Origin of the sequence: Sphingomicrobium aquimarinum (assembly GCF_039655735.1) — a bacterium.
Lineage (GTDB): Bacteria > Pseudomonadota > Alphaproteobacteria > Sphingomonadales > Sphingomonadaceae > Sphingomicrobium > Sphingomicrobium aquimarinum.
Genome location: NZ_JBBYXH010000002.1, coordinates 1088844 through 1109331 on the forward strand (window position 1 = coordinate 1088844; position 20488 = coordinate 1109331).

General features: G+C 63.8%; 18 protein-coding genes. 10 read left to right on the forward strand and 8 right to left on the reverse strand.

The features are described 5' to 3' along the window. Window positions 1–25 precede the first annotated feature (25 nt). The 5 genes from WJS89_RS11685 to WJS89_RS11705 form a co-directional block, all read right to left on the reverse strand. Window positions 26–2191 carry a primosomal protein N' gene (locus WJS89_RS11685; protein WP_346341112.1) on the reverse strand — a complete coding sequence of 722 codons (2166 nt, stop codon included), beginning with the start codon at window positions 2189–2191 and terminating at the stop codon, window positions 26–28. Then, the gene (gene purC, locus WJS89_RS11690) at window positions 2192–2983 is read right to left on the reverse strand and encodes a phosphoribosylaminoimidazolesuccinocarboxamide synthase (protein WP_346341113.1); all 792 of its coding nucleotides are present in this window, start codon (window positions 2981–2983) and stop codon (window positions 2192–2194) included. It abuts the gene before it with no gap. 111 nt (window positions 2984–3094) lie between these two features. After that, the gene (locus WJS89_RS11695) at window positions 3095–5911 is read right to left on the reverse strand and encodes a M16 family metallopeptidase (protein WP_346341114.1); all 2817 of its coding nucleotides are present in this window, start codon (window positions 5909–5911) and stop codon (window positions 3095–3097) included. Between the two features lie 252 nt (window positions 5912–6163). After that, entirely contained in the window at window positions 6164–6343 is a 180-nt protein-coding gene (locus WJS89_RS11700) for a hypothetical protein (RefSeq protein ID WP_346341115.1), read from the reverse strand. Window positions 6344–6599: 256 nt separating this feature from the next. Further along, window positions 6600–9041 carry a P-loop NTPase gene (locus tag WJS89_RS11705; protein ID WP_346341214.1) on the reverse strand — a complete coding sequence of 814 codons (2442 nt, stop codon included), beginning with the start codon at window positions 9039–9041 and terminating at the stop codon, window positions 6600–6602. A 305-nt stretch (window positions 9042–9346) separates the two neighbouring features. Between WJS89_RS11705 and parC the strand changes: the two genes are divergently transcribed. From parC to WJS89_RS11725, 4 genes are all read left to right on the forward strand, one after another. Further along, the gene (gene parC, locus WJS89_RS11710) at window positions 9347–11605 is read left to right on the forward strand and encodes a DNA topoisomerase IV subunit A (protein ID WP_346341116.1); all 2259 of its coding nucleotides are present in this window, start codon (window positions 9347–9349) and stop codon (window positions 11603–11605) included. A 68-nt stretch (window positions 11606–11673) separates the two neighbouring features. Beyond that, window positions 11674–13443 (forward strand): putative bifunctional diguanylate cyclase/phosphodiesterase, encoded by a 1770-nt coding sequence (locus tag WJS89_RS11715; protein WP_346341117.1) that lies wholly within the window; start codon window positions 11674–11676, stop codon window positions 13441–13443. Further along, a complete protein-coding gene (locus WJS89_RS11720; RefSeq protein ID WP_346341118.1) occupies window positions 13436–13681 on the forward strand; it encodes a PilZ domain-containing protein in 246 nt (81 codons plus the stop codon). Before WJS89_RS11715 ends, WJS89_RS11720 begins: the two co-directional genes overlap by 8 nt. Before the next feature lie 106 nt (window positions 13682–13787). Beyond that, the gene (locus WJS89_RS11725; RefSeq protein ID WP_346341119.1) at window positions 13788–14048 is read left to right on the forward strand and encodes a PilZ domain-containing protein; all 261 of its coding nucleotides are present in this window, start codon (window positions 13788–13790) and stop codon (window positions 14046–14048) included. On the opposite strand, the gene WJS89_RS11730 is transcribed toward WJS89_RS11725, so the two are convergent. From WJS89_RS11730 to WJS89_RS11740, 3 genes are read right to left on the reverse strand one after another with little or no spacing between them, the layout of a single operon-like run. After that, window positions 14045–15271, reverse strand: coding sequence for a CCA tRNA nucleotidyltransferase (locus tag WJS89_RS11730; RefSeq protein ID WP_346341120.1), 1227 nt, complete (start codon window positions 15269–15271; stop codon window positions 14045–14047). The genes WJS89_RS11725 and WJS89_RS11730 overlap by 4 nt on opposite strands. Then, window positions 15268–15834: a CoA pyrophosphatase gene (locus WJS89_RS11735; RefSeq protein ID WP_346341121.1), complete on the reverse strand. Its 567-nt coding sequence runs from the start codon at window positions 15832–15834 to the stop codon at window positions 15268–15270. The genes WJS89_RS11730 and WJS89_RS11735 overlap by 4 nt, the downstream gene beginning before the upstream one ends. Before the next feature lie 34 nt (window positions 15835–15868). Continuing rightward, window positions 15869–16432 (reverse strand): DUF1285 domain-containing protein, encoded by a 564-nt coding sequence (locus WJS89_RS11740; RefSeq protein WP_346341122.1) that lies wholly within the window; start codon window positions 16430–16432, stop codon window positions 15869–15871. A gap of 67 nt (window positions 16433–16499) precedes the next feature. Between WJS89_RS11740 and WJS89_RS11745 the strand changes: the two genes are divergently transcribed. The 6 genes from WJS89_RS11745 (at window position 16500) to WJS89_RS11770 (ending at window position 20471) form a co-directional block, all read left to right on the forward strand. Then, window positions 16500–17237: an SDR family NAD(P)-dependent oxidoreductase gene (locus WJS89_RS11745; protein WP_346341123.1), complete on the forward strand. Its 738-nt coding sequence runs from the start codon at window positions 16500–16502 to the stop codon at window positions 17235–17237. After that, complete coding sequence (locus WJS89_RS11750; protein WP_346341124.1) at window positions 17234–17641, forward strand: dihydroneopterin aldolase; 408 nt, start codon at window positions 17234–17236, stop codon at window positions 17639–17641. Before WJS89_RS11745 ends, WJS89_RS11750 begins: the two co-directional genes overlap by 4 nt. A gap of 212 nt (window positions 17642–17853) precedes the next feature. Beyond that, window positions 17854–18549, forward strand: a complete 696-nt coding sequence (locus tag WJS89_RS11755; protein ID WP_346341125.1) for an energy transducer TonB — start codon at window positions 17854–17856, stop codon at window positions 18547–18549. Between the two features lie 45 nt (window positions 18550–18594). Further along, on the forward strand, window positions 18595–19407 hold the full coding sequence (locus tag WJS89_RS11760; RefSeq protein ID WP_346341126.1) for a MotA/TolQ/ExbB proton channel family protein: 813 nt from the start codon (window positions 18595–18597) through the stop codon (window positions 19405–19407). A 116-nt stretch (window positions 19408–19523) separates the two neighbouring features. Then, a complete protein-coding gene (locus WJS89_RS11765; RefSeq protein WP_346341215.1) occupies window positions 19524–20009 on the forward strand; it encodes an ExbD/TolR family protein in 486 nt (161 codons plus the stop codon). Window positions 20010–20042: 33 nt separating this feature from the next. After that, entirely contained in the window at window positions 20043–20471 is a 429-nt protein-coding gene (locus WJS89_RS11770; RefSeq protein ID WP_346341127.1) for an ExbD/TolR family protein, read from the forward strand. Window positions 20472–20488 lie beyond the last annotated feature (17 nt).

Here is a 20488-nt window from a genome sequence, read left to right on the forward strand (position 1 = left end):
AAAGGGGCGATTTTCCGTCGGTTTTTCAGACGAAGCTGTACGGGTCGACGTCCACCGCGACCCTGACCTTGGAGGGCCAGTCGACCTGCTCCAGCCAGCCGCGGATCGCCGCCTGCACGTCGATCCTGCGCTCGGCGTGGACGAGCAGACGGTGGCGGTGGCGCCCGCGCAGCATCGCCAGCGGCGCCGGGGCGGGTCCGTAGACCGCGATGCCTTCGCCTTCGGGGCGGAGCCGACCAAGCTGGTCGGCAGCGCGTTTCACCGCGTCCTCGTCCTCGCTCGACACGATGATCGCGGCGAGCCTGCCGAACGGCGGCATGGCCGCGACGCGGCGCGCTTCGGTTTCGGCGGCGAAGAAGGCGGGGCCGTCGCCCGCGACCAGCGCTTCCATGACGGGGTGATCGGGCTCGTGCGTCTGTACGTACACCCGTCCCGGCTTCTCGCCGCGTCCTGCACGCCCGGCGACCTGGCTGATCTGCTGGAAGGTGCGCTCCGCCGCGCGGAGGTCGCCGCCCTGGAGGCCGAGATCGGCATCGACCACGCCGACCAGCGTTAGGTTGGGGAAGTGATAGCCCTTGGTGACCAGTTGCGTGCCGACGACGATGTCGATCTCGCCCGCCTCCATCGCGCGGACGAACTCGGCAGCCTTCGCCGGGCTCCAGATGGTGTCCGAGGTCACCACGGCGACGCGGGCTTCGGGAAACAGCAGCGCGACCTCGTCGGCGATCCGCTCGACACCGGGTCCGCAGGCGACGAGGCTGTCCTCCTCCCCGCATTCGGGACACGCCTTGGGCGGCGGCATGACATGTCCGCAATGATGGCAGGCGAGCCGCGCCAGCAGCCGGTGCTCGACCATCCACGCGGTGCAGTTCGGGCACTGGAACCGATGTCCGCAGTTGCGGCAAAGGGTCAGCGGCGCGAAGCCGCGGCGGTTGAGGAACAGCAGTGACTGTTCGCCCGCCTCGAGATTGACTTCGAGCTCGCGCACCAGCGTGGGAGCCAGCCACTTGCCCGCGAGCGGCGGATCCTCCGTCAGGTCGATCGCCGCAAGCTCGGGCATCTGCGCCTCGGCGTGCCGCTCGGTGAGCGTGACTTCCTCGTAGCGCCCGATCTCGACCATATGCTTGGTTTCGATGGCCGGCGTCGCGCTCGCCAGGACGACCGGGAATTCCTCGAACTGGCCACGCATGACCGCGACGTCGCGGGCGTGATACTGGACCCCGTCCTCCTGTTTGAAACTCGTCTCATGCGCCTCGTCGACGACGATCAGCCGGAGATTCGCATAAGGCAGGAAGAGCGACGACCGCGCCCCGACCACGACGCTCGCCGATCCGTCCGCGATCCCTCGCCAGGCGCGGCGGCGTTGCGAGGCCCGCTGCCCCGAATGCCAAGCCACGGGCGCCGTCCCGAAGCGTTTCTCGAACCGGGCGAGGAAGGGTTCGGTCAGCGCGATCTCCGGAAGCAGAACCAGGACTTGCCCGCCCTGCCGCAGCGTTTCGGCGATCGCTTCGAAATAGACCTCGGTCTTTCCCGAGCCGGTGACGCCATCGAGAAGGATGGGCGCGAAACCCTCCCCGATCGCCTTGCGGAGACGCGTGGCGGCCTCAAACTGTTCGGAGCGCAGCTCGACCCGCGCATGATCGGGATCGGGCAGGGGGAAGGGGGCGTCCCCGTCCACCTCCACGGCTTCGAGCGCTCCGGCCTTGACGAGGCCGCGGATCACGCCGTCCGAAACCCCGGCCCAACCCGCCATCTCGCGGATGCTTCCCTGGCGCCCCTCTAACTCTCGCAGCGCTTTCTCGCGCGTCGCGGTCAGCCGCTCCGGCACCGCACCGGTGAGCCGATATTCGACAAGCTGGCGCGGGCTTGCGAAGGCGGCGCTTGGCAGCATCATCCGCAACACCGCAGCCAGCGGCGAGCAATAATAGGTCGCCGTCCATTCGGCGAGGCGGCGCAGCGGTTCCGAGAGCGGCGGGACGGCGATGACGTCAAGGAGGTAGCGCAGCCGATTGTCCGACACTTCCTCGGTCGGGAGCCGCTCGGCTTCCCACACGACTGCGGTCAGCTGGCGCGGTCCCAGCGGCACGGTGACGAGCGTTCCCGGCGCTGCGTCGACCCCGTCCGGCAACCGATAATCGAGCGGCCCCAGCGCGGCATTGAGCGTGACGACCCGGACGCGGCGGACGGTCAACTACTGGCCGTCGCGCTTCTTCTTGGCGCTGTCGAAATCGAGCACCGACCCGTCGTCGTCACCGTCCTCGCGTTGCAGCAGACCAAGGCGCCGTGCGACTTCCTGATAGGCTTCGGCTTCCTCTCCCAGATCCTGGCGGAAACGGTCCTTGTCGAGCTTCTTGTTGGACTTCATGTCCCACAGGCGCGCGCTATCGGGCGAGATTTCGTCGGCGAGGATGATGCGCGAATAGTCGTTCTCGTAAAGACGCCCGAACTCCAGCTTGAAGTCGACGAGCTTGATGCCGATCGCCGCAAACAGACCGCTCATGAAGTCGTTGACCCGGATCGCCATGTCGGAAATGTCGTTCATCTCTTCCTGGCTCGCCCAGCCGAAGCAGGCGATATGCTCGTCCGCGATCAGCGGGTCGCCGAGCGCATCGTCCTTGTAATAATATTCGATGATCGTGCGCGGAAGCTGCGTGCCTTCCTCGATCCCGAGGCGCTTGCTGAGCGAACCTGCCGCGACATTACGCACGACGACCTCGATCGGCACGATCTCGACCTGGCGGATGAGCTGCTCGCGCATGTTGAGGCGGCGAATGAAATGCGTCGGCACCCCGATCGCGCCGAGCGCCGTGAAGATATGTTCCGAGATGCGGTTGTTGAGAACACCCTTGCCGGCGATCTGGCCCTTCTTCTGGGCGTTGAAAGCGGTCGCGTCATCCTTGAAATACTGGATGATCGTGCCGGGCTCGGGACCCTCGTAGAGAATCTTGGCCTTGCCTTCATAGATCTGCCGCCGCCGTGCCATTGCTGTTCCGCTCTCTCGATGATGTCCGCTTGAGGCGGGCATATAGGCAAGCCGCCGGAGCGAGGGAAGGGCTTCCTGCTCCGGCGGTCTGTCCGCGCGGTGGCGCGCAGCCTATTGCGCGGGTGCCTTGTCCGACAGGATGCGGACGACGCGGAGGCGATCGTCCGTCAGGTAGCGCGCCGCCAGCGACTGCATGTCGGCGGCGGTCAGGCTCTCGAGCACGCTGCGATAGTTGCGCGCACGCTCGAGCCGCTCCGGCCAGCGCTGGGCAAGACCTGCATAGCCGAGCCAGTAGCTGTTGGACCGCTGCTGGTTGGCATATTCCTCCAGCATGGGTGCACGCGCGCGCTGCATCAGATCGGCGTCGATCTTGCCTGCTGCGAGGTCTGCGGCGCTCGCGCGGAAGGCGGCCAGCGTGTCGTCGACGGCTGCCGGGTCGACGATCGACAGCGCGGAGAAGCTTCCGACGCCGTCGTTCCAGCGATCCTGGCTGCTGATGACATCGACACCATAGCTCGCGCCCATTTCTTCGCGGATGCGGTCGGTAAGCTCGAGATCCATTATCGAGCGCAACAGCGACAGTCCCACGACGTCCTCAAAGTTTGCGTCGTCATCGGTCAGCCAGTAGGCGGCAGCCAGTGCCTGGTCGGCTTCGCCGCTATGCGCGAGCGCGATCTCGCTGCCGGGAGCGATGAACGAGACGGGTGCCGGGTCGTAGCTGGTGATGCTCTGCGCACGCGGCGCCAGCGTGCCGAAGGTCGAGGCGACCGCCGCGATGACCGCATCCGCGTCCATGTCGCCCACCACGCTGACGGTGATCGCACCGTTTGCAAGTTGCGCGCCGAGACTGTTGCGCAGCGCGTCTCCGCCATAGGCTGCGAAGGCTTCCTGGTCCGGCAAGGTGAAGCGCGGATCGCCATTTGCCAGCACGCCCTGCGCCTGCGTCGACCAGACACTGCCAGGGCTCGCGCTCAGCTGCGGCAGGATCAGCGGGACGATGTTGGCCCAGCGGGCGTCCGCCTCGGCCCGATAGCCGTAATCGGTGAGATAAGCGGCCGTGATCTCGAGCTGGTCCTCGAGGAATTCGGGCTGGAGCGTGCCGCTGGCGGCAATGGCGGTGTCGCCGATTCCGAAGCCGGTCGAGAGGGGACGACCGGCGATATATTCGTCGATCTCCTCGAAACTATGTTTCGCCGTGCCGCCGGGCGCGATCGCGAACTGGCTGTAGAGATTTGCGAGGATGCCGTCGGCGCCGAGCGGCAGGGTGCCGCCGTCGACCGACACGTTCCAGCTCACCTTGTCGTCCTGGAAATCGGTGGTCTTGAGATTGAGCTTCACGCCATTGTCGAAGGTCAAGGTGCGAATGCCGAGATCCTCGATCATCGTGTCGGTAACGACCGTGCCCGGCGCGCCCCAGTCGGCATAGGCGAACTCCACGGCTTCGCTCTCTTCTTCCGCCGCGACCGCGACCGCGCGGCTCGTATCGAGCGCGGCCACGACCGCCTCGTCGGCGACCGGCGTCTTGCTGGCGATCCGAACGAGCGGGGCGCTGCCGTCGAGCAATTCGACGAAGGCCGCGTTGACTTCCTCCAGCGTGATCTCGGGGAAGAAGCGCTCGGTCAGTGCGAGGAGCGTCTGGGGGGCGGCGATAATGTCGTTCTGATCGATGATCCCCACGATCTGGCTCGCCAGCGCGGCGTGGCTGCGGTTCGCCGAATTCTGGACATAGGTGCGAGTGCGCTGGAGCTGCTCGGCCTTCACCCGTTCGAGTTCGCGCTCCGAGAAGCCGAATTCGATGGCGCGCCGGGCTTCCTGCTCGATCGTCGCCAGGCCTGTGGCCCATTCGCCGTCGCGCACGGTGGCGCTGATACTCGTCGTCATCGCCAGGTCCTCCTCGCGCCCTTCGCCCATCCCTGCGCCGAGGATGACCGAGTCCGGACGGGTCGAGATCCGCTGGAGGCGAGTGTTGAACATGCCGGTCGCCAGCCCCTCGACCATGTTCTGGCGGCGGGTCGCGGCCACATCGGCAGGATCCTCATGCTCGCGGAAGATGCGGAGGGTGACGGATTCGGGGATTGCGGGATCAGTGAACACATCGACCGCGGCGGGGCGGGCGAGGTCGATACGGCCGCGCTCGATGGCTGCGCCCATTTCGCCGACGCCCTTCCAGTCGGCGAAGGTCTCGCGGATGCGCGCTTCGACCTGGGCAGGGTCGACATCGCCGACGAAGACGAAGGTGGCGTTCTCGGGACGGTAGTAGCGCTGGTACAGGCTGCGGATGGTCGGCGCCTGCACGGTCTTGAGCGATTCCTCGGTGCCGATCACCTGGCGTTCGCGGAAGCGGGCCTCGGGCATGAAGAAGGCGAGGCCGTCGTAGAAATTCTGTTCCTGCCACGTATTGCGCACGCGCTTCTCGCCGAGCAGCACGCCGCGCTCGCGGTCGATGGCGCCCTGGTCGAAGAGGATCTCGCTGGCGACCTCGCGCATCAGGAAGAAGGCGGTGTCGAGGCGCTCCTCGTCGACCTGCGGCAGGTCGAGTTTGTAGGTGGTGCGGTCGAAGCCCGTCTCGGCGTTGGTGTCGGCGCCGAAGGCAAGGCCCTGCCGCTCGAGCATGGAGACCATCTCGTCCTCGCCGACATTGGTCGTGCCGTTGAAGGCCATATGCTCGATGAAGTGGGCGAGGCCGCGTTCCTCGTCGCTCTCGTTCAAGGCGCCGAAGCCGAAGCTCAGGCGGACGGCGGCCTGTCCGGGGCGGTAGCCGTTCTTCATGATGGCATAGCGCATGCCGTTGTCGAGGACGCCGTAGCGGATGGCCTCGTCGGGCTGCACGTCGACGACAGGGGTGCCCCACGCTTCCTGCGCCGCGGCGGGCGTAGCGGTGAGGGCGAGCGCGCTCGAGGCGAGCATGAGGGTGGCGATCATACGCATGGTGAAATTCTCCGTCCCTGGAAAAACTGTTTGCGGGCCGGAGGCTAACGGTCGAGCCGAGCGGTTCAAGCGACGGTTCGACGAACGGGGGAGCTTTCTGCGAACTGTGTTTTTCAGGAGACGGCGGGGCGTCAGCGACGCCGGTTTTAGCGGTGGCGCTGAGGAGGTTGCGTTCGTAGTGCGCATCGGCGAGCGATGCGCGCGCCAGCTCGATTGCATTCGACATCGGAAGGCCCCCGGCCTATCTGGGGGTTATTCCCACCCGGCGGCGAAATAGCGGAAGCGGTTGAGCGCATTATAGGCGGTGGTGGGCGAGATGCGGCAGAACTTCGCCGCCGCCGAAACCACATCGGGCACCCGTGCCCGCTCACGCAATCGATCGAGAACCAGCGCTTGCCTTTCCGCCCCGAACCCGTCCCGCCGCGCCGCCACCACCATGTCCCGACCTATACTCCGCTCCCATGCTCCACCTTCCCCGACCCCAAATAACCCATTTTGGTTCGTGTAGGACAGAGGTGAGTGCGCCGAGCACGAGGGGAGCTTAGCGAAGCGGGAGAGGCTTGCGGGAGACTGAGGCCAAAGCCGGTCCAGGGGAAAGGCGACGCCGAAGCCGAGCCACGGTCTGCCTGCGCGCCTTTGCGCGACAGGATCGACGGGGTCAGGCCGCCCTCAATCCGTCAGTCAAAAATCACAGACCCCTTTCGCCGACGTCCCGCACCAACTGTGCGATTTCGGGGTCGCGAGCGAAGACTCTTGCTGCTTCCTCGATCAAATTTCGAGCGTTCGAAAGCTGGGCGTCCGTCAACTGTATCTCGGATGGCCGACATTTCAAAGCTTGCATAAGGACTACAAAGGGATGCACGCTGAGACGATCACGAGTACGTTCGCGAGAGATCGCTCTCAGAATATTATCGAAGGCCTGGCCATAAAGATCGCTATCGTAAGGTGCAAGACCAGCAATCTGAAACTGGACCTTGGCAAGTGTCGTAAGGGTCAGAGGATGTTGTTCTATTGAGACAGCATGCTTGGCGTGCGCGAGAGCAGTACTAAGAAAATCTTCGTCAGGACTGCCATTCTCTATGGACCTGAAGTAATTCTTCATATTGATAAGAGCTAGCTGTTCCCAGTATCGTGAATTCCAGCGCCATTCCTCACGGACGGCTTCATAGAATTCTTCTGAACGGTCACCAAGAAACTTCTCTACAACTTGGTCATAATCGAAAAGTCTAGCAGCAAGTCTGGCCTCCGGCTGTCTCTTGATTATTGCCTTCCGATTAACACGCGGAGCAATGGCTCTAGCGAGCTTGACGTAAATATCAAACAGTTCATCACGATGTTCTTCGGCAAAGTTGGAAAGGAGCCGTGAAGCTAACGTACTGTTCAGGGGTACGACGTACGAGCCGCCAGATCCTTGCACATGTGTAAGTGGAAGAGGCTTACGCGCATTGAATTGGTCGTTGAGCTGCGCTGTTCCACCTACAGCCGCCAGCAGGCTGTAGCTCAGACCTGCTTTCGTGCAGTGTTCCGTGAGGGCGGTGGCAATATATCTGCTTCTATCGATGGCCGTAGCATCCGATAAAAGGGTTTCAATGATTCTGTCGAGTGGTCTGAATTCATTCATAACTCTACAGCATGTGATGGCAATCGGTTCGAATGATAGTTCGCGAAGTAATCTCTCGTCGGGTTCGCTTGAAGTCGACGATATGCCTGCAACAATATAATTACGAACGATATTTTTCACGTCACGTTCGGAAAGCTTCGAAAGTGAAATTCGATTTAGCTTATATCCGGAAAGGACTTCTCGGACGTGTCTGAACCTGTAAGACCTATCAGAGGCTATAAAAACAATATCGTCTTTCGTTATTCTTTCGAGAACTTGCTGAATTGCGGATACCTGATCAGCGAGATTGTCAATCACAACGACTAATCTGCCTCCGATTTGAGAGAGCATGTCTGCAAGCGAGTGGGGACGGAGCCTCGAATCTGCGTTGGCGTAAAGTACGGGGTAACCGGCCTTTGCAAGGTCGAATGCAGCGCGGCGAAGTACAGTAGACTTCCCGGCGCCGGTATCATCGTCCAGATATACGATCTTCCCGTTTTCAGAACCTCGGAATATTTGCTCTACCTTTTCACGAATGAGTGTTGTGCCTGTTCTAGGTATATCAAGATCATTAGTGAGGTCTGACCACGTCGGTTGTTTACCGAGCAAGAACTTTATATCATTATCGCCATCAACTGGTTCATTTGGTGCAAGTTCGAAATCGGCGAAGAAAGATGCTTTGCTCGATGGGTCGATATCGGATGGAAGAAGGTCTACCTCGCGTTTGCGAATGAAGTCCTCGGGGCGCGGGCGTTCGGTAACCAAACGCAGAAGATAGTCAAAGAAGTCTTCCGCTGTACCTCGGAAATGCACTAGTCCGCGCCGTTCGCACTCAAATGCTATTTCCCGTCCATCGGATGGTTCAACCCAAACAGATGGCCCCCTGTCGGGGCGAGCCGATGAAGGGGTCCGGGTGCTTAAAAAATAATCAATATCGTCTTCTTCGAGTGAAGAACCAACTACGAAGAATGGCTCCGTTCCAAGGAACTGTGCAAGTGTTACATTCCAAGGGTTAGCACTTTTAATAATGCCGTGATACGATTCACGTGAAAAGATATAACCGTCATCCGGTCTTCTGACAAAACCATGGAGGTGAATTAGTGGGACCGTCAGCTTCTCTCTAAATTCCTCGTACGGTTCTACGTAATTTATGACATTTGGAGACTGATATCTGTCAGACGTATTGTAAGCTGTTTCGAGTGCATCATCAACGTTTAGCGTAAAAACTCTACGCCAAATAAAGTGCGGGATCGCCTGCAAGGCCGCACCAGGATTAGCTGCCGAAAGAAACTTAGTTACGTGTTCCTCGACCTCATCTTCGTTTAGCATCGAAAAAACACGGGCTAAGGACGTTGACTGTGAGGCGCGAGTTATACCGCAGAGCATCTCTCGGTAGCTATTTGCAAGTGGTAGAGATTGATTGGAAGAGTTCAGGGTTCCAAGGCTTGCCGCCGCGCCAAGAAGAAGATTGTAATCGCCAATTTTGAGGGAACTTACAAGTGATGTTTCTTGGTCAGGGGTCAGTTGCATCAAGGCCTCCACGCTTCCTTTTCTTCACTGTCTAGATCGAAAATCGAGCTCGTGGTCAAGCTGAGCATGATGCGAAAGAGTCTCGAAGTTTTTACGAGTTGGTTGATCCTCATCGACACCCTTAGGGCACCCAAGCTAACCCTCCCTGCAGGACCAATTCCGCCACCGACCCCTTCATTATCGACGAGCCTCCAGTCGCTACCCAACGCCGCTAACGCGCCGCCGGGGCCCTTCCGCTTCTTCCGACCTTCGCCCGAACGGCTCGACCCTCGACGTATGATACCAGCTTTGGCATCTGTCTTCCTATGGAACCGTCTGATTCTAGCATCATCGATGAGCCGTTCGCCTCGGCCCTTTCCGAGCGTTACCTCGTCTACGCGCTCTCGACGATTACCGCGCGATCTCTCCCCGACGTTCGCGACGGGTTGAAGCCCGTGCACCGGCGGCTGCTGTGGGCGATGCGCAAGTTGAAGCTCGATCCGGCCGGCGCGTACAAGAAGTCGGCGCGCGTCGTGGGGGACGTGATCGGGAAGTATCATCCGCACGGCGACCAGTCGGTCTATGACGCGATGGTGCGGTTGGCGCAGAACTTTTCGCTGCGCTACCCGCTCGTCGAGGGGCAGGGGAATTTCGGCAATGTCGACGGCGATAATGCCGCCGCCTATCGCTACACCGAAGCCAAGCTGACCAAGACCGCGATGCGCCTGATGGACGGGCTCGACGCGGGGACGGTGGCGTATCGCGCGACCTACAATGGCGAGGAAGAGGAGCCCGAGGTGATGCCCGGGCTGTTCCCCAACATGCTCGCCAACGGGGCGGCGGGGATCGCGGTGGGAATGGCGACGAGCATTCCGCCGCACAATGTCGGCGAATTGTGCGACGCGGCGGTGCATCTCATCGGCTCGCGCGAGGCGCGCGACGAGACGCTGATGAAATATGTGAAGGGACCGGACTTTCCGACTGGCGGTGTGCTGGTCGACGACGAGGCGTCGATCCTCAAGGCCTATGTGACGGGGCGGGGGAGTTTTCGCGTGCGGGCGCGGATCGGGCGCGAGGATCTGAAGGGCGGGGCCTATCAGCTGGTCGTGACCGAGATCCCCTATGGCGTTCAGAAGGGCAAGCTGATCGAGCAGATCGCGGGGCTGATCGGGGACAAGAAGCTGCCGATCCTCGCCGATGTGCGCGACGAGAGCGCGGAGGATATCCGCATCGTGCTGGAGCCGAGGAGCCGGACGGTGGATGCGGTGCTGCTCGAGGAGAGCCTGTACAAGCTCTCGGAGCTGGAGAGCCGCTTCTCGCTGAACCTCAACGTGCTAGAGCATGGGCGCACGCCGGGGGTGATGAGCCTCAAGGAAGCGTTGCTGTCGTGGATCGACTTCCAGTTCGACGTGATGCGCAACCGGGCGCGGTTCCGGATCGGCAAAATCGACGATCGGCTCGAGCTGGTGGGCGGGTATATGATCGCCTTCCTCAACCTCGACCGGGTGATCGAGATCATCCGCACCGAGGACGAGCCCAAGGCGGTGATGATGGCCGAATTCGAGCTGACCGACCGGCAGGCCGAGGCGATCCTCAACATGCGGCTGCGGTCTTTGCGCAAGCTCGAGGAGATGGAGCTGAAACGCGAGCAGGAGAGCCTGCGCGCGGAGAAGGCGGGGCTGGAGGAGTTGCTCGGCGACGAGGACAAGCAGAAAGCCAAATTGAAGGACGAGCTGCGCGCGCTCAAGAAGGACTATAAGGACGATCCGCGGCGCACGAGCGTCGATGCGGCGGCGGAGGTGGCGGACGTCGACTGGACCGCGATGATCGACAAGGAGCCGGTGACGGTGATCCTGTCGAAGCGCGGCTGGATCCGCGCGATGAAGGGGCATGTGGACCTGGCCAGCGTGCCCGACCTCAAGTTTCGCGAGGGCGACGAGGCGGAGCATCATTTCCACGCGCAGACGACCGACAAGGTGCTGCTGGTGGGAGCGAACGGGCGGATCTTCACCATCTCCGCCGACAAGCTGCCGGGCGGGCGCGGGTTCGGCGAGCCGGTGCGGCTGACCATCGACCTTGAAGACGGGGTCGAGATCGTGGCGGCGATGCCGGTCGATGCCAAGGCGCGCTATCTGGTGGCGGCGAGCGACGGGCGCGGGTTCCTGACGCCGGGCGAGACGCTTGTGGCGGAAACGCGCAAGGGGAAGAATCTCGTCAACCTGCGCAAGGGGGCGCGGGTGAAGCTGGTGAAGCGGGTGCCGGACGGGGCCGATGCGGTCGCGGTGGTCGGCGAGAATCGCAAGATGCTGGTCTTCATGGCGGAGGAAATGCCCGAACTGGCGCGCGGGGCAGGGGTGCAGCTCCAGCGCTATCGCGACGGGGGGCTGTCGGATGCGATCGCCTTCCGGCTGGAGGACGGGATCGCCTGGGCGATGGGCGGCGAGACGCAGCGCACGCGCACCGAGAGCGACATGACGCCCTGGAAGGTCGCGCGCGGGGCGGCGGGGCGGATGGCGCCGCAGGGCTTCCCGCAGGACAATCGCTTCGTCCCGCCGGTCAGGAAAGACGAAAACGGAGGCGAATAGGGTCCGTTTCGGCGGCGCAAACTCGGCGTTAACCCTTTGCGGTTAAGGCCGATGCGATGGCCTCGACGATGCCCCGACAACATGCCTGCGACCACTCCTCGGAGCGGCTGCATTCGCGCGTGGGTGGCGGGAACGATCCGCTGCTCTCGGCGCTGCCGATCCCCGCGGCGGTGGTGGATCTCGTCGAGGGCGATCTGTCGGTCGAAGCGTGTAACGACCGCTTCCTCACCGCCTCCATCGCCCGCGCTGGCCAGGATATCAGCGCCGACGCCTCGATGAGGCAGGCGGCCGATACCGAGGTCGGGGATTTTCTGCGGGCGTTCCTGACGGACCCGGCGCGCGCGCCGGACGAGATGGAGCACCGCACCAGCGATGCGCTGACGGCGCGGCACTATCGCCTCAAGGTCGCGCCGCTGCCGAGCGAGAATGGCGCGCCCCGCTGCCTGTTCACCGCGCAGGACGAGACGCCCGAACGACAGGCGGAAAAGAACCTGCGCGTGCAGATGGTGCAATGCTCGCTGACGGGGTTGCCCAACCGGCTGGCGTTCACCGACGCTGTCGAGGAAGTGGCGCTCGACGCGGCGCGGGCCGAGGGGCACGCGATCCTGCTGATCGACCTGCTGCGCTTCTCGAGGATCAACCAGTCGATGGGCTCGGTGGTCGGCGATGAACTGTTGATCACCTTTGCAAGCCGTCTGATCGGGGCGCTGCGCGAAGGCGACATGCTGGCGCGCACGGGCGGCAACGAATTCGGGCTGCTGTGCTCGCTCAAGGGCGGGGCGATGGACGCGATCGGCGCGGCCGAACGGATCCGCGCGCTTCTCGGTGAACCCTTCACGCTCGGCGACGTCGACATTCGCATCGACTGTGCGGTGGGGATCGCACTTCTGCACCACGGCAATGAGGGCGAGGAGCTGTTTCGCAACGCCCAGTTCGCGGTCAAGGAAGCCAAGCGCACCGGCCAGCCCAAGATCTACAAGGCCGAGGAAGCGACCGCGGCGCGGCGGCGCTTCTCGATCGAAACCGAACTGCGACGGGCGCTGGAGCGCGACGAACTGACGCTCGCCTATCAGCCGCTGATCGAGCTGGCGACCGGACGGGTTACGGGGTTCGAGGCGCTGGCGCGGTGGAACCATGCCGAGCGCGGCGAGATCGGGCCGAGCGAATTCATTCCCGTCGCCGAAGAAAGCGGTTTGATCCTCGAACTGGGACGCTGGGCGATGGACCGCGCGGCCCGAACGCTGGCGAGCTGGGACACGGCGGAGGGCGAGACGCTGCCCATCCGGATGTCGGTCAACCTGTCGGCGATCCAGGTGGCGCGCGATGATATTTCGCAGGTCGTCGGCTCGGCGTTGCGCACGCACAAGGTCGGCGGCGACCGGCTGACGGTCGAGCTGACCGAGAGCGCGATCGTGCAGGACCCGGGCCGCGCCCAGAAAGTGTTCGAGGAACTCAAAGGTCTCGATACCAACTTGGCGATGGACGATTTCGGGACGGGCTATTCGAGCCTCGCCTACCTTCAGCGCTTGCCGATCGACCTGTTGAAGATCGATCAGCGGTTCATCAAGAACATGCTCGGCGATCGCGACAGTATCGCCATCGTTCGCGCGATCCTGGGTCTTGCCGATGCGCTCAACATGAAGACGACCGCCGAGGGGATCGAGAGCATCGAACTGGCGACGACGCTCGCCGGGCTGGGCTGCGAACATGGACAGGGCTTCTATTTTTCCAAGGCCGTCGATGCGAAACGGGCGCTGACCTATTGGCGAGCGCGCGAGGAAAAGGCGCTGCGCGAGGGGAAGATCGATTTTTCTCCGGGGACGCGCGCGCATGTGTAATGCCGCCCCGCAGCGCAGCGTGCGCACCGATCTCAAGTTGCACGGTTGGCTGACCGACAGCGACGGCGGGCAGATCGACGTGATCGTGCGCGACCTGTCGCCGGGCGGTTGCCGGCTCGATGCCGACGGATCGCTCGAACAGGGCGAGGTGGTGACGCTGGTGGTGGGCAAGAGCGCGCCGGTGCGCGGGGTGGTGCGCTGGCTGATGCTCGAGCAGGTCGGGCTGGAATTTCTGTAGACGACCGGCACCCGCCATCGTTTACGCTTCCTTCACCCTGATTTCGCTATGCGTTTTCTCTGGAAACGGACTGCAAGCGACCGGGGAGCGAGAAATGCGTCGGCGGGTGGGTGAGATAAAACGGGCCAAGCGGATCGACGTCGATCACGAAGGGGTGCTGATCGACAGCGAAGGGAGCCATGCTCCCGTACGCGTTCTCGACCTGTCGGCGGACGGGTGCCGCCTCGAAACCGACGATATTCTTCGGATCGGCGAGGACGTGCAACTACGGGTCGGACGCTCTGGCGATTATCCCGCCCAAGTTCGCTGGGCGCTCGGAAACGAAGCCGGATTGCGCTTCACGGGGCCGAGCCAGCCGAACAGCTAGCCTTCGCGGCAGCTCGCATCCTCGGCGAGATGCCGTTCGCAGATCGCGTCGAGCGCGGCGTCGTCGAAGTCGGCGGCGACCCATTCGTTCTCGATGGCACGCAGACAGCGCGCGACCTGGGGGCCGGGTTCGAGGCCACGCTTTATGAGGTCGCCGCCCTTCAGCTTCAACACGGGAATGTCCCATCGCTCGATATAGCGCACCGCGTCGGCGCGGCTGCCCGCCACATCGGGTTGCCAGCCGGGCGTGAGGCAGATGCGATCGATCGCGTAGAGCGGGCCGAGCCGGTAGGCGAGTTCGCGTGCGCTCCCTTCGGCGGGACAGGCGGCGGACGAGAGCCGGTCGCGCTGCTCCTTGGAGAATTTGAGCCGTGCGGCGACATCGCGCGCGGTGTCGGGATCGCGCGGCAGGAGCGCGGCGAGGCGGCGGATGCCGCGGAACTTGCGACCGGCTTCCTCTTCGAAAGCCACCAGCGCGGCCAGGCGATTGACGCCCGGCGCGGTGATCTCCGGCAGGACGGGCGCGAAAATCCCGCGCTGTTCCATGACGCGCACCGTGGGGAGCGGGTTGGGCAGCGAGAGAAGTTTCAGGATCTCGTCGGCGATCCGCTCGCGCGACAGGGACTTCATCGTGTCGGCGAGTGCGGCGCAGGCGTCCAAGCCAGCGGCATTGGGAGCGCCGATAGCGAAGCGCGCGTGGAAGCGGAAGAAGCGCAGGATCCGCAGATGGTCCTCGCGGATGCGGCTCTCCGGATCGCCGATGAAGCGGATGCGGCGCGCCTCGAGGTCGTCGAGGCCGCCGTGATAATCGAAGATCTCGCCGGTACGGGGATCGGCGTAGAGCGCGTTGATGGTGAAGTCGCGGCGTGCGGCGTCTTCTTCCCAGTCGGTGGTAAAGCCGACCTCGGCGTGGCGACCGTCGGTCGACAGGTCTGCGCGCAGCGTGGTGATCTCGACCTTCGTCCCGTCGGAAATGGCGGTGACGGTGCCGTGATCGATGCCCGTCGGGATCGCCTTGATGCCGGCCTTGTCGAGATAGCCGATGGTGCGCGCGGGCTCGAAGATGGTGGCGCAGTCGAGATCGCTGACCTCGGTGCCCAGCAGCCGATCGCGCACCGCACCGCCGACGAAACGGATGGCGCCCTCCTCGGCGCGCATCGCCTCGAGCAGCCGGTACATGCCGGGCCGTTCGGTGAAGGCGGAAACGTCGAGGGAGCGGGTCATGCGGCCAGCCTTCGCGAGAGTGTCACGATCATGGCCGCGGTGGCCCCCCAGATGTCATAATTTTCATAGTCGATGCGCCAGTAGCGTCTTTTTCGCCCACGCCAAACCGCTTCTTCGCGGACATGGCGCTCGGGGTCGGCGAGCAGGTCGAGCGGGGCTTCGAACCAGTGATCGACCTCGGCCTCGCTGGCGACCAGCGGCAGGTCGGGCGGCAGGATGGCGAGCACGGGCGTGACGATGAATGCGGTGCCGGTGAGGTAGGGGTCGAGCGTGCCGACGATGCGTGGAAGCGCGGGGTCGAGCGCGACTTCCTCCTGCGCTTCGCGAAGCGCGGCCTCGACGGGCGTTTCACCGGCATCGATGCGGCCGCCGGGAAAGGCGACCTGACCGGCGTGGGTGCGCATGGCGGGGTTGCGGCGCGTGAGGAGCAGGGTCGGGTCGGAACGGTCGACGACGCCGACGAGGACGGCGGCCGGGCGCGCGTCGGGCATCTCGTGCGGATCGAGATCGTCCATCGCCTCGCTCGTGGGGACGGGCGCTCGAAGGGCGGCGGCGAGGGTCATGTGGCTAAGGAGACGCGCGGGCAGGGACGCGCGTTCACCCAAGGGTGAAATATTCATCCGCCGACCAGAGGCCGGGCGGGTCGCCACCTTCCGCGATCGCGATCTCGGCAAGTTCGTAATAGAGCGCGCGTTCGATTTCGGCTTCCAGACCGCCACGTACGCGTAGGCGGGGCGAGGGGCCGTTATCGCCTTCGACGACACGGATCGGGTGATCGGGGCCGGCGATGAGCGTCTCGTCGGTGTTGAGCTGGAAGGCGAGGCGGCGGTCCTTGCCCGCGCCCTCGCTTTTCATGCGGACCGCGCGGAAGGGGAGATGCTCGACGTGGATGGCGAGCTTCTCGACGGGCGTCACGAGGACGTAGCTGCCGTCCGCCTCGCGGCGCAGCACGCTCGCGAAGAGGCGCACCATCGCAGGCCGGGAGATGAGCCCGCCCTGGTGATACCAGCGCCCGTCGGCGGCGATTCGCATTTCGCTGTCGCCGCAATGATCGGGGTTCCATTTCTCGACGGGTGGCGGGCCCTTGCCCTCGCCGAGCGCTCGAGCGATCGCTGCGAGCGAGGCGCTTTCGAAGGCAGGGGGCGGGGTCGTCTCGGGCATCGCCAACCCAGATAGGCCGCGCCTCCATGCTTGCCTAGAGCCGTGCACGGCCCGTAAGGCGACGGCGATGGAGAAACGCGCGCTGATCACGGGCGCCCGCCACCGGCTGGGCGAAGCAATGACCCGCCACCTGCTCGACGCAGGCTGGACGGTTCATGCCCATGTGCGCGGCGCGGATGACGAGGTGGCGAGCGGAGCCCACAAGGTGGTGGCCGATCTCGCGGAGGCGGATTGCGCCGAGCGGGTCTTCGCGCAGATCGACGAGCCGCCCACGCTGCTGATCAACAATGCCTCGCTGTTCGAGGAAGACGGGCTGGACGCCCCCGACGCGGCGCTCTTCGACCGGCAGATGGCGGTCAATGTGCGCGCGCCGCTGCTCCTCACCTCCGCCTTCGCGCACGCGCACGCGGGATCGGCGGTGGGGCCCGACCGGCTGATCGTGAACATCGGGGACAGCAAGCTGGCGGCGCCCCATCCGGATCATCTGAGCTACACCTTGTCCAAGGCGGCCCTGAAATCGTTGACCGAGACGAGCGCGCGGGCGTTGGGACCGCGGCGTATTCGCGTCAATATGATCGCGCCCGCGATGATCCTGCCCTCGCCGGGGATGGACGCGGAGAAGTTCGCGGCGATGCACGATTTCAATCCGCTCGGACGTGGCGTGGAGATCGCCCACCTGCTGGCGGCCCTCGACCATCTCGTCGCAAACGATGTGGTGACGGGCACCTGCCTCTGGCTCGATGGCGGGCAGCGCCTGATGGGGCTGCCACGCGACGTGGCCTATCTTGAAAAGGACGAATCGTGAACGCGGAGAAAATCGACGGGCTGATCGCGCATCGGGCGCGCAGCGTGCGGCTGTTCATCGACAATCTGAGTGTTTCGGCCGACATCGGATTTCACGATTTCGAGGTCGGTACGCCGCAGCGGCTGCTCGTCTCGGTAGAGGTCTGGATCGACCCCGACCGGCTGCCGCGCGAGGATGAAGAGCAGCATGCCTGGAACTACGATCGGCTGCGCACGACCGTCGTCGAGGTCGCGGCAGCGCGTCGCTTCAACCTCCAGGAAACGCTGATTGGCGAGATTTTCGACCGGATTGCATCCATGTCCGGGGTCAAGGCGTTAAGGGTGCGGTCAGTGAAGCCCGATATCTATAAGGACGCGGACGGCGTCGGTGTGGAAGTCGCCAGCTTTTCTGGACCCACACCTTGAAGCGTTTGCATAGCGCGTTCGAATGTGACGAGCGCAAAACAAATGCCCTTGCCGCGAGGAAACGAGGGCGATAGGAACACCCGCTGTTCGCTGAATGATACGTTAGTACACGCGACGCGGAACAGAATTTTCCGGCACCCTCGGCCGGTTCCGGATGGTCGATCGAAGGCGGTGCCGGCGATCGGAAGTGAAGCTAGGAGACGCGCGACTTTATGGCCTACGCAAACAAGCGAGAGATGAGCTCCAACAAGACGGTGCCGATCGTCATCGTCGCGTTGCTGCACGTCTTTATCGGTTACGCGCTCGTCAGCGGTCTCGCCATGTCGATGGCCGAGAAGGTGAGCGAAGATTTGACGGTGTTCGACGTGGAAGAGCCGCCTCCCCCGCCGCCGCCGCCCGAAGAGCCACCGCCCCCGCCCGAGCAGCCGCAGACCGAGGTTCCGCCCCCGGTCGTGTCGCCGCCGCCGGTGGTCCGCACCAATCCCAAGCCGCCGCCCGTGGTGTCGCAGCCGACGGCTCCGCCGCCGACGCTGACGACGCGCGCGCCGACGACGCCGCCCGCGCCCCCCGCGCCGCCGGCACCGCCGCCGCCGCCGCCGCCGCCGCGGATCGAGCCGGCCCAGCCGAAGGCGAACCTCAACGGCCTCATCACCGGCGAAGACTATCCGTCGCGTTCGCTGCGTAACGAGGAGGAGGGGACCGTGCGTGTCACGCTTACCGTCGGTACGAACGGGCGTGTCAGCGGGTGTCAGGTTGTCTCCTCGAGCGGTCACAGCGCGCTCGACGATCAGACCTGCAATCTGATGAAACGGCGTGCCCGCTTCAATCCGGCGACCGACAGCACCGGTTCGCCCACGACCGGAACGCACACGCAATCATTTACCTGGAAAATTCAGGGACGTCGCTAGGGCATCAGTTAGCCGTTACGCGAATATTCAAAGGGAACATCACCTATGACCACCGAACTTCTTCTCGCCGCCGCGACGGAAAACCCGTACGGCCTGATCCCCGCACTCAAGGAGGGCGGCCCGATCGCCTGGACCGTCTTCGCGATCCTCGTGATCATGTCGATCGGCACCTTCTACATCCTCTTCACGAAGCTGATGCAGCAGCAGAAGATCATCAACCAGGGCAACAGCGTGCGCGCCTCGTTCTGGAACTCGGCGAGCCTCAAGGAAGCGGCCGGCAAGCTCGACCGCAAGAGCGCCTATCGCGCGATCGTCGAAGATGCGCTCGTCGCGCAGGACCAGCACGGCAAGCTCACCGACCCCATCGACCAGCATGACTGGATGATCGGTTCGCTCGAGCGTTCCAAGACGTCGATCTCCAACCGTCTCGGCGAAGGTCTCGCCTTCCTCGCGACCGTCGGTTCGACCGCGCCGTTCATCGGCCTGTTCGGGACCGTCGTCGGCATCTACCGCGCGCTCGTGAAGATCGGTGCGTCGGGTCAGGCCTCGATCGATGCCGTCGCCGGTCCGGTCGGTGAAGCGCTCATCATGACCGCGCTCGGCCTCGTCGTCGCGGTTCCCGCGGTGCTGTTCTACAACTGGCTGATCCGTCGCAACAAAGGCATCATGGAAGATCTCAACGCCTTCACGACCGACGTTCACGGCTATCTCATGAGCGGTGGCAAGGTGAAGCCGCTGATGGCGAGCACGTCGACCACCAAGTCGACCACGCCGGCCGGTGCGACCAAGACGACGACCACCACCACCAAGCCGGTCACCGCCGGCGGCACCCCGGTCAAGCCGGCGCCGCGCAGCTAGCAGCCGGCACGTGAAGGGGCGGCGCGCGCCGTCGCCCCCTCGCTAGCCATTCGTGTGATCATCGGCCTCGATATGCGGGGTTCGAGACAAGTGAAGAAGGAACGCCATCCATGGGCATGACCGTAGGAATGGACCAGTCGGATGAAGACATTCCGATGTCCGACATCAACACGACGCCGCTCGTCGACGTCATGTTGGTTCTCCTCATCATCTTCCTGATCGCGGTTCCCGTCGTGCTGGAAACCGTTCCCGTCGCGCTTCCCGAGGTCGAGTATGAAGTGACCGAGACGAAGCCCGAGAACGTCAACCTCTCGGTCCGCGGCGCGCCCGACGGCAGCTGCGAGATCTACTGGGATGTGTCGCCCGTCGACAGTCAGGAACTGCTCGACCGCGCGGTCGAGCGTCTCGAGCAGGCAATCGAGAATGCCGGCGGCGTCGAGAATATCGACGACGAAAACATGCCCGAAGCGCATATCCGCGGCGACGTGGACACGCCCTACAAGTGCATCGGCGGCGCGATCTTCACCATGCAGCGTGCGGGTTTCGCGCGGGTCGGCTTCATCTCCGAACCGCCCGCCGGCGCCGCGGTCCAGCGCCAGTAAGCGCGGACCAAGCGAGTATAGAAAGGACGACCCATGGCCGCAGCAACGCTCAGCGATGAAGGCGAACCGATGATGGACATCAACACGACGCCGTTGATCGACGTCATGCTGGTGCTTCTCATCATGTTCATCATCACCATTCCCGTGCAGACGCACGCGGTGAAGCTCGACCTTCCGCAGGACGACGGGTCGAACACCCCGCCGCCGGTCGATCCGATCAAGAACAAGATCGTCGTGACCGAGCGCAACGAAGTCCTCTGGAACGGCGAGCCGGTGAACCTCGTGCAGCTTCGCGAATATCTCGATCTGTCGCAGCAGCTTCCGGTCACCCCCGAACTGCATCTGCAGCCCGAACCCGATGCGCGGTACGAGCTCGTCGACCAGGTACTCGCGGTGACCAAGCGCGCGAGCGTCGACAAGATGGGTTTCGTGGGCAACGAGGCGTACGTCAACGAGTTCTAGAGAACGCGAACGCGTTC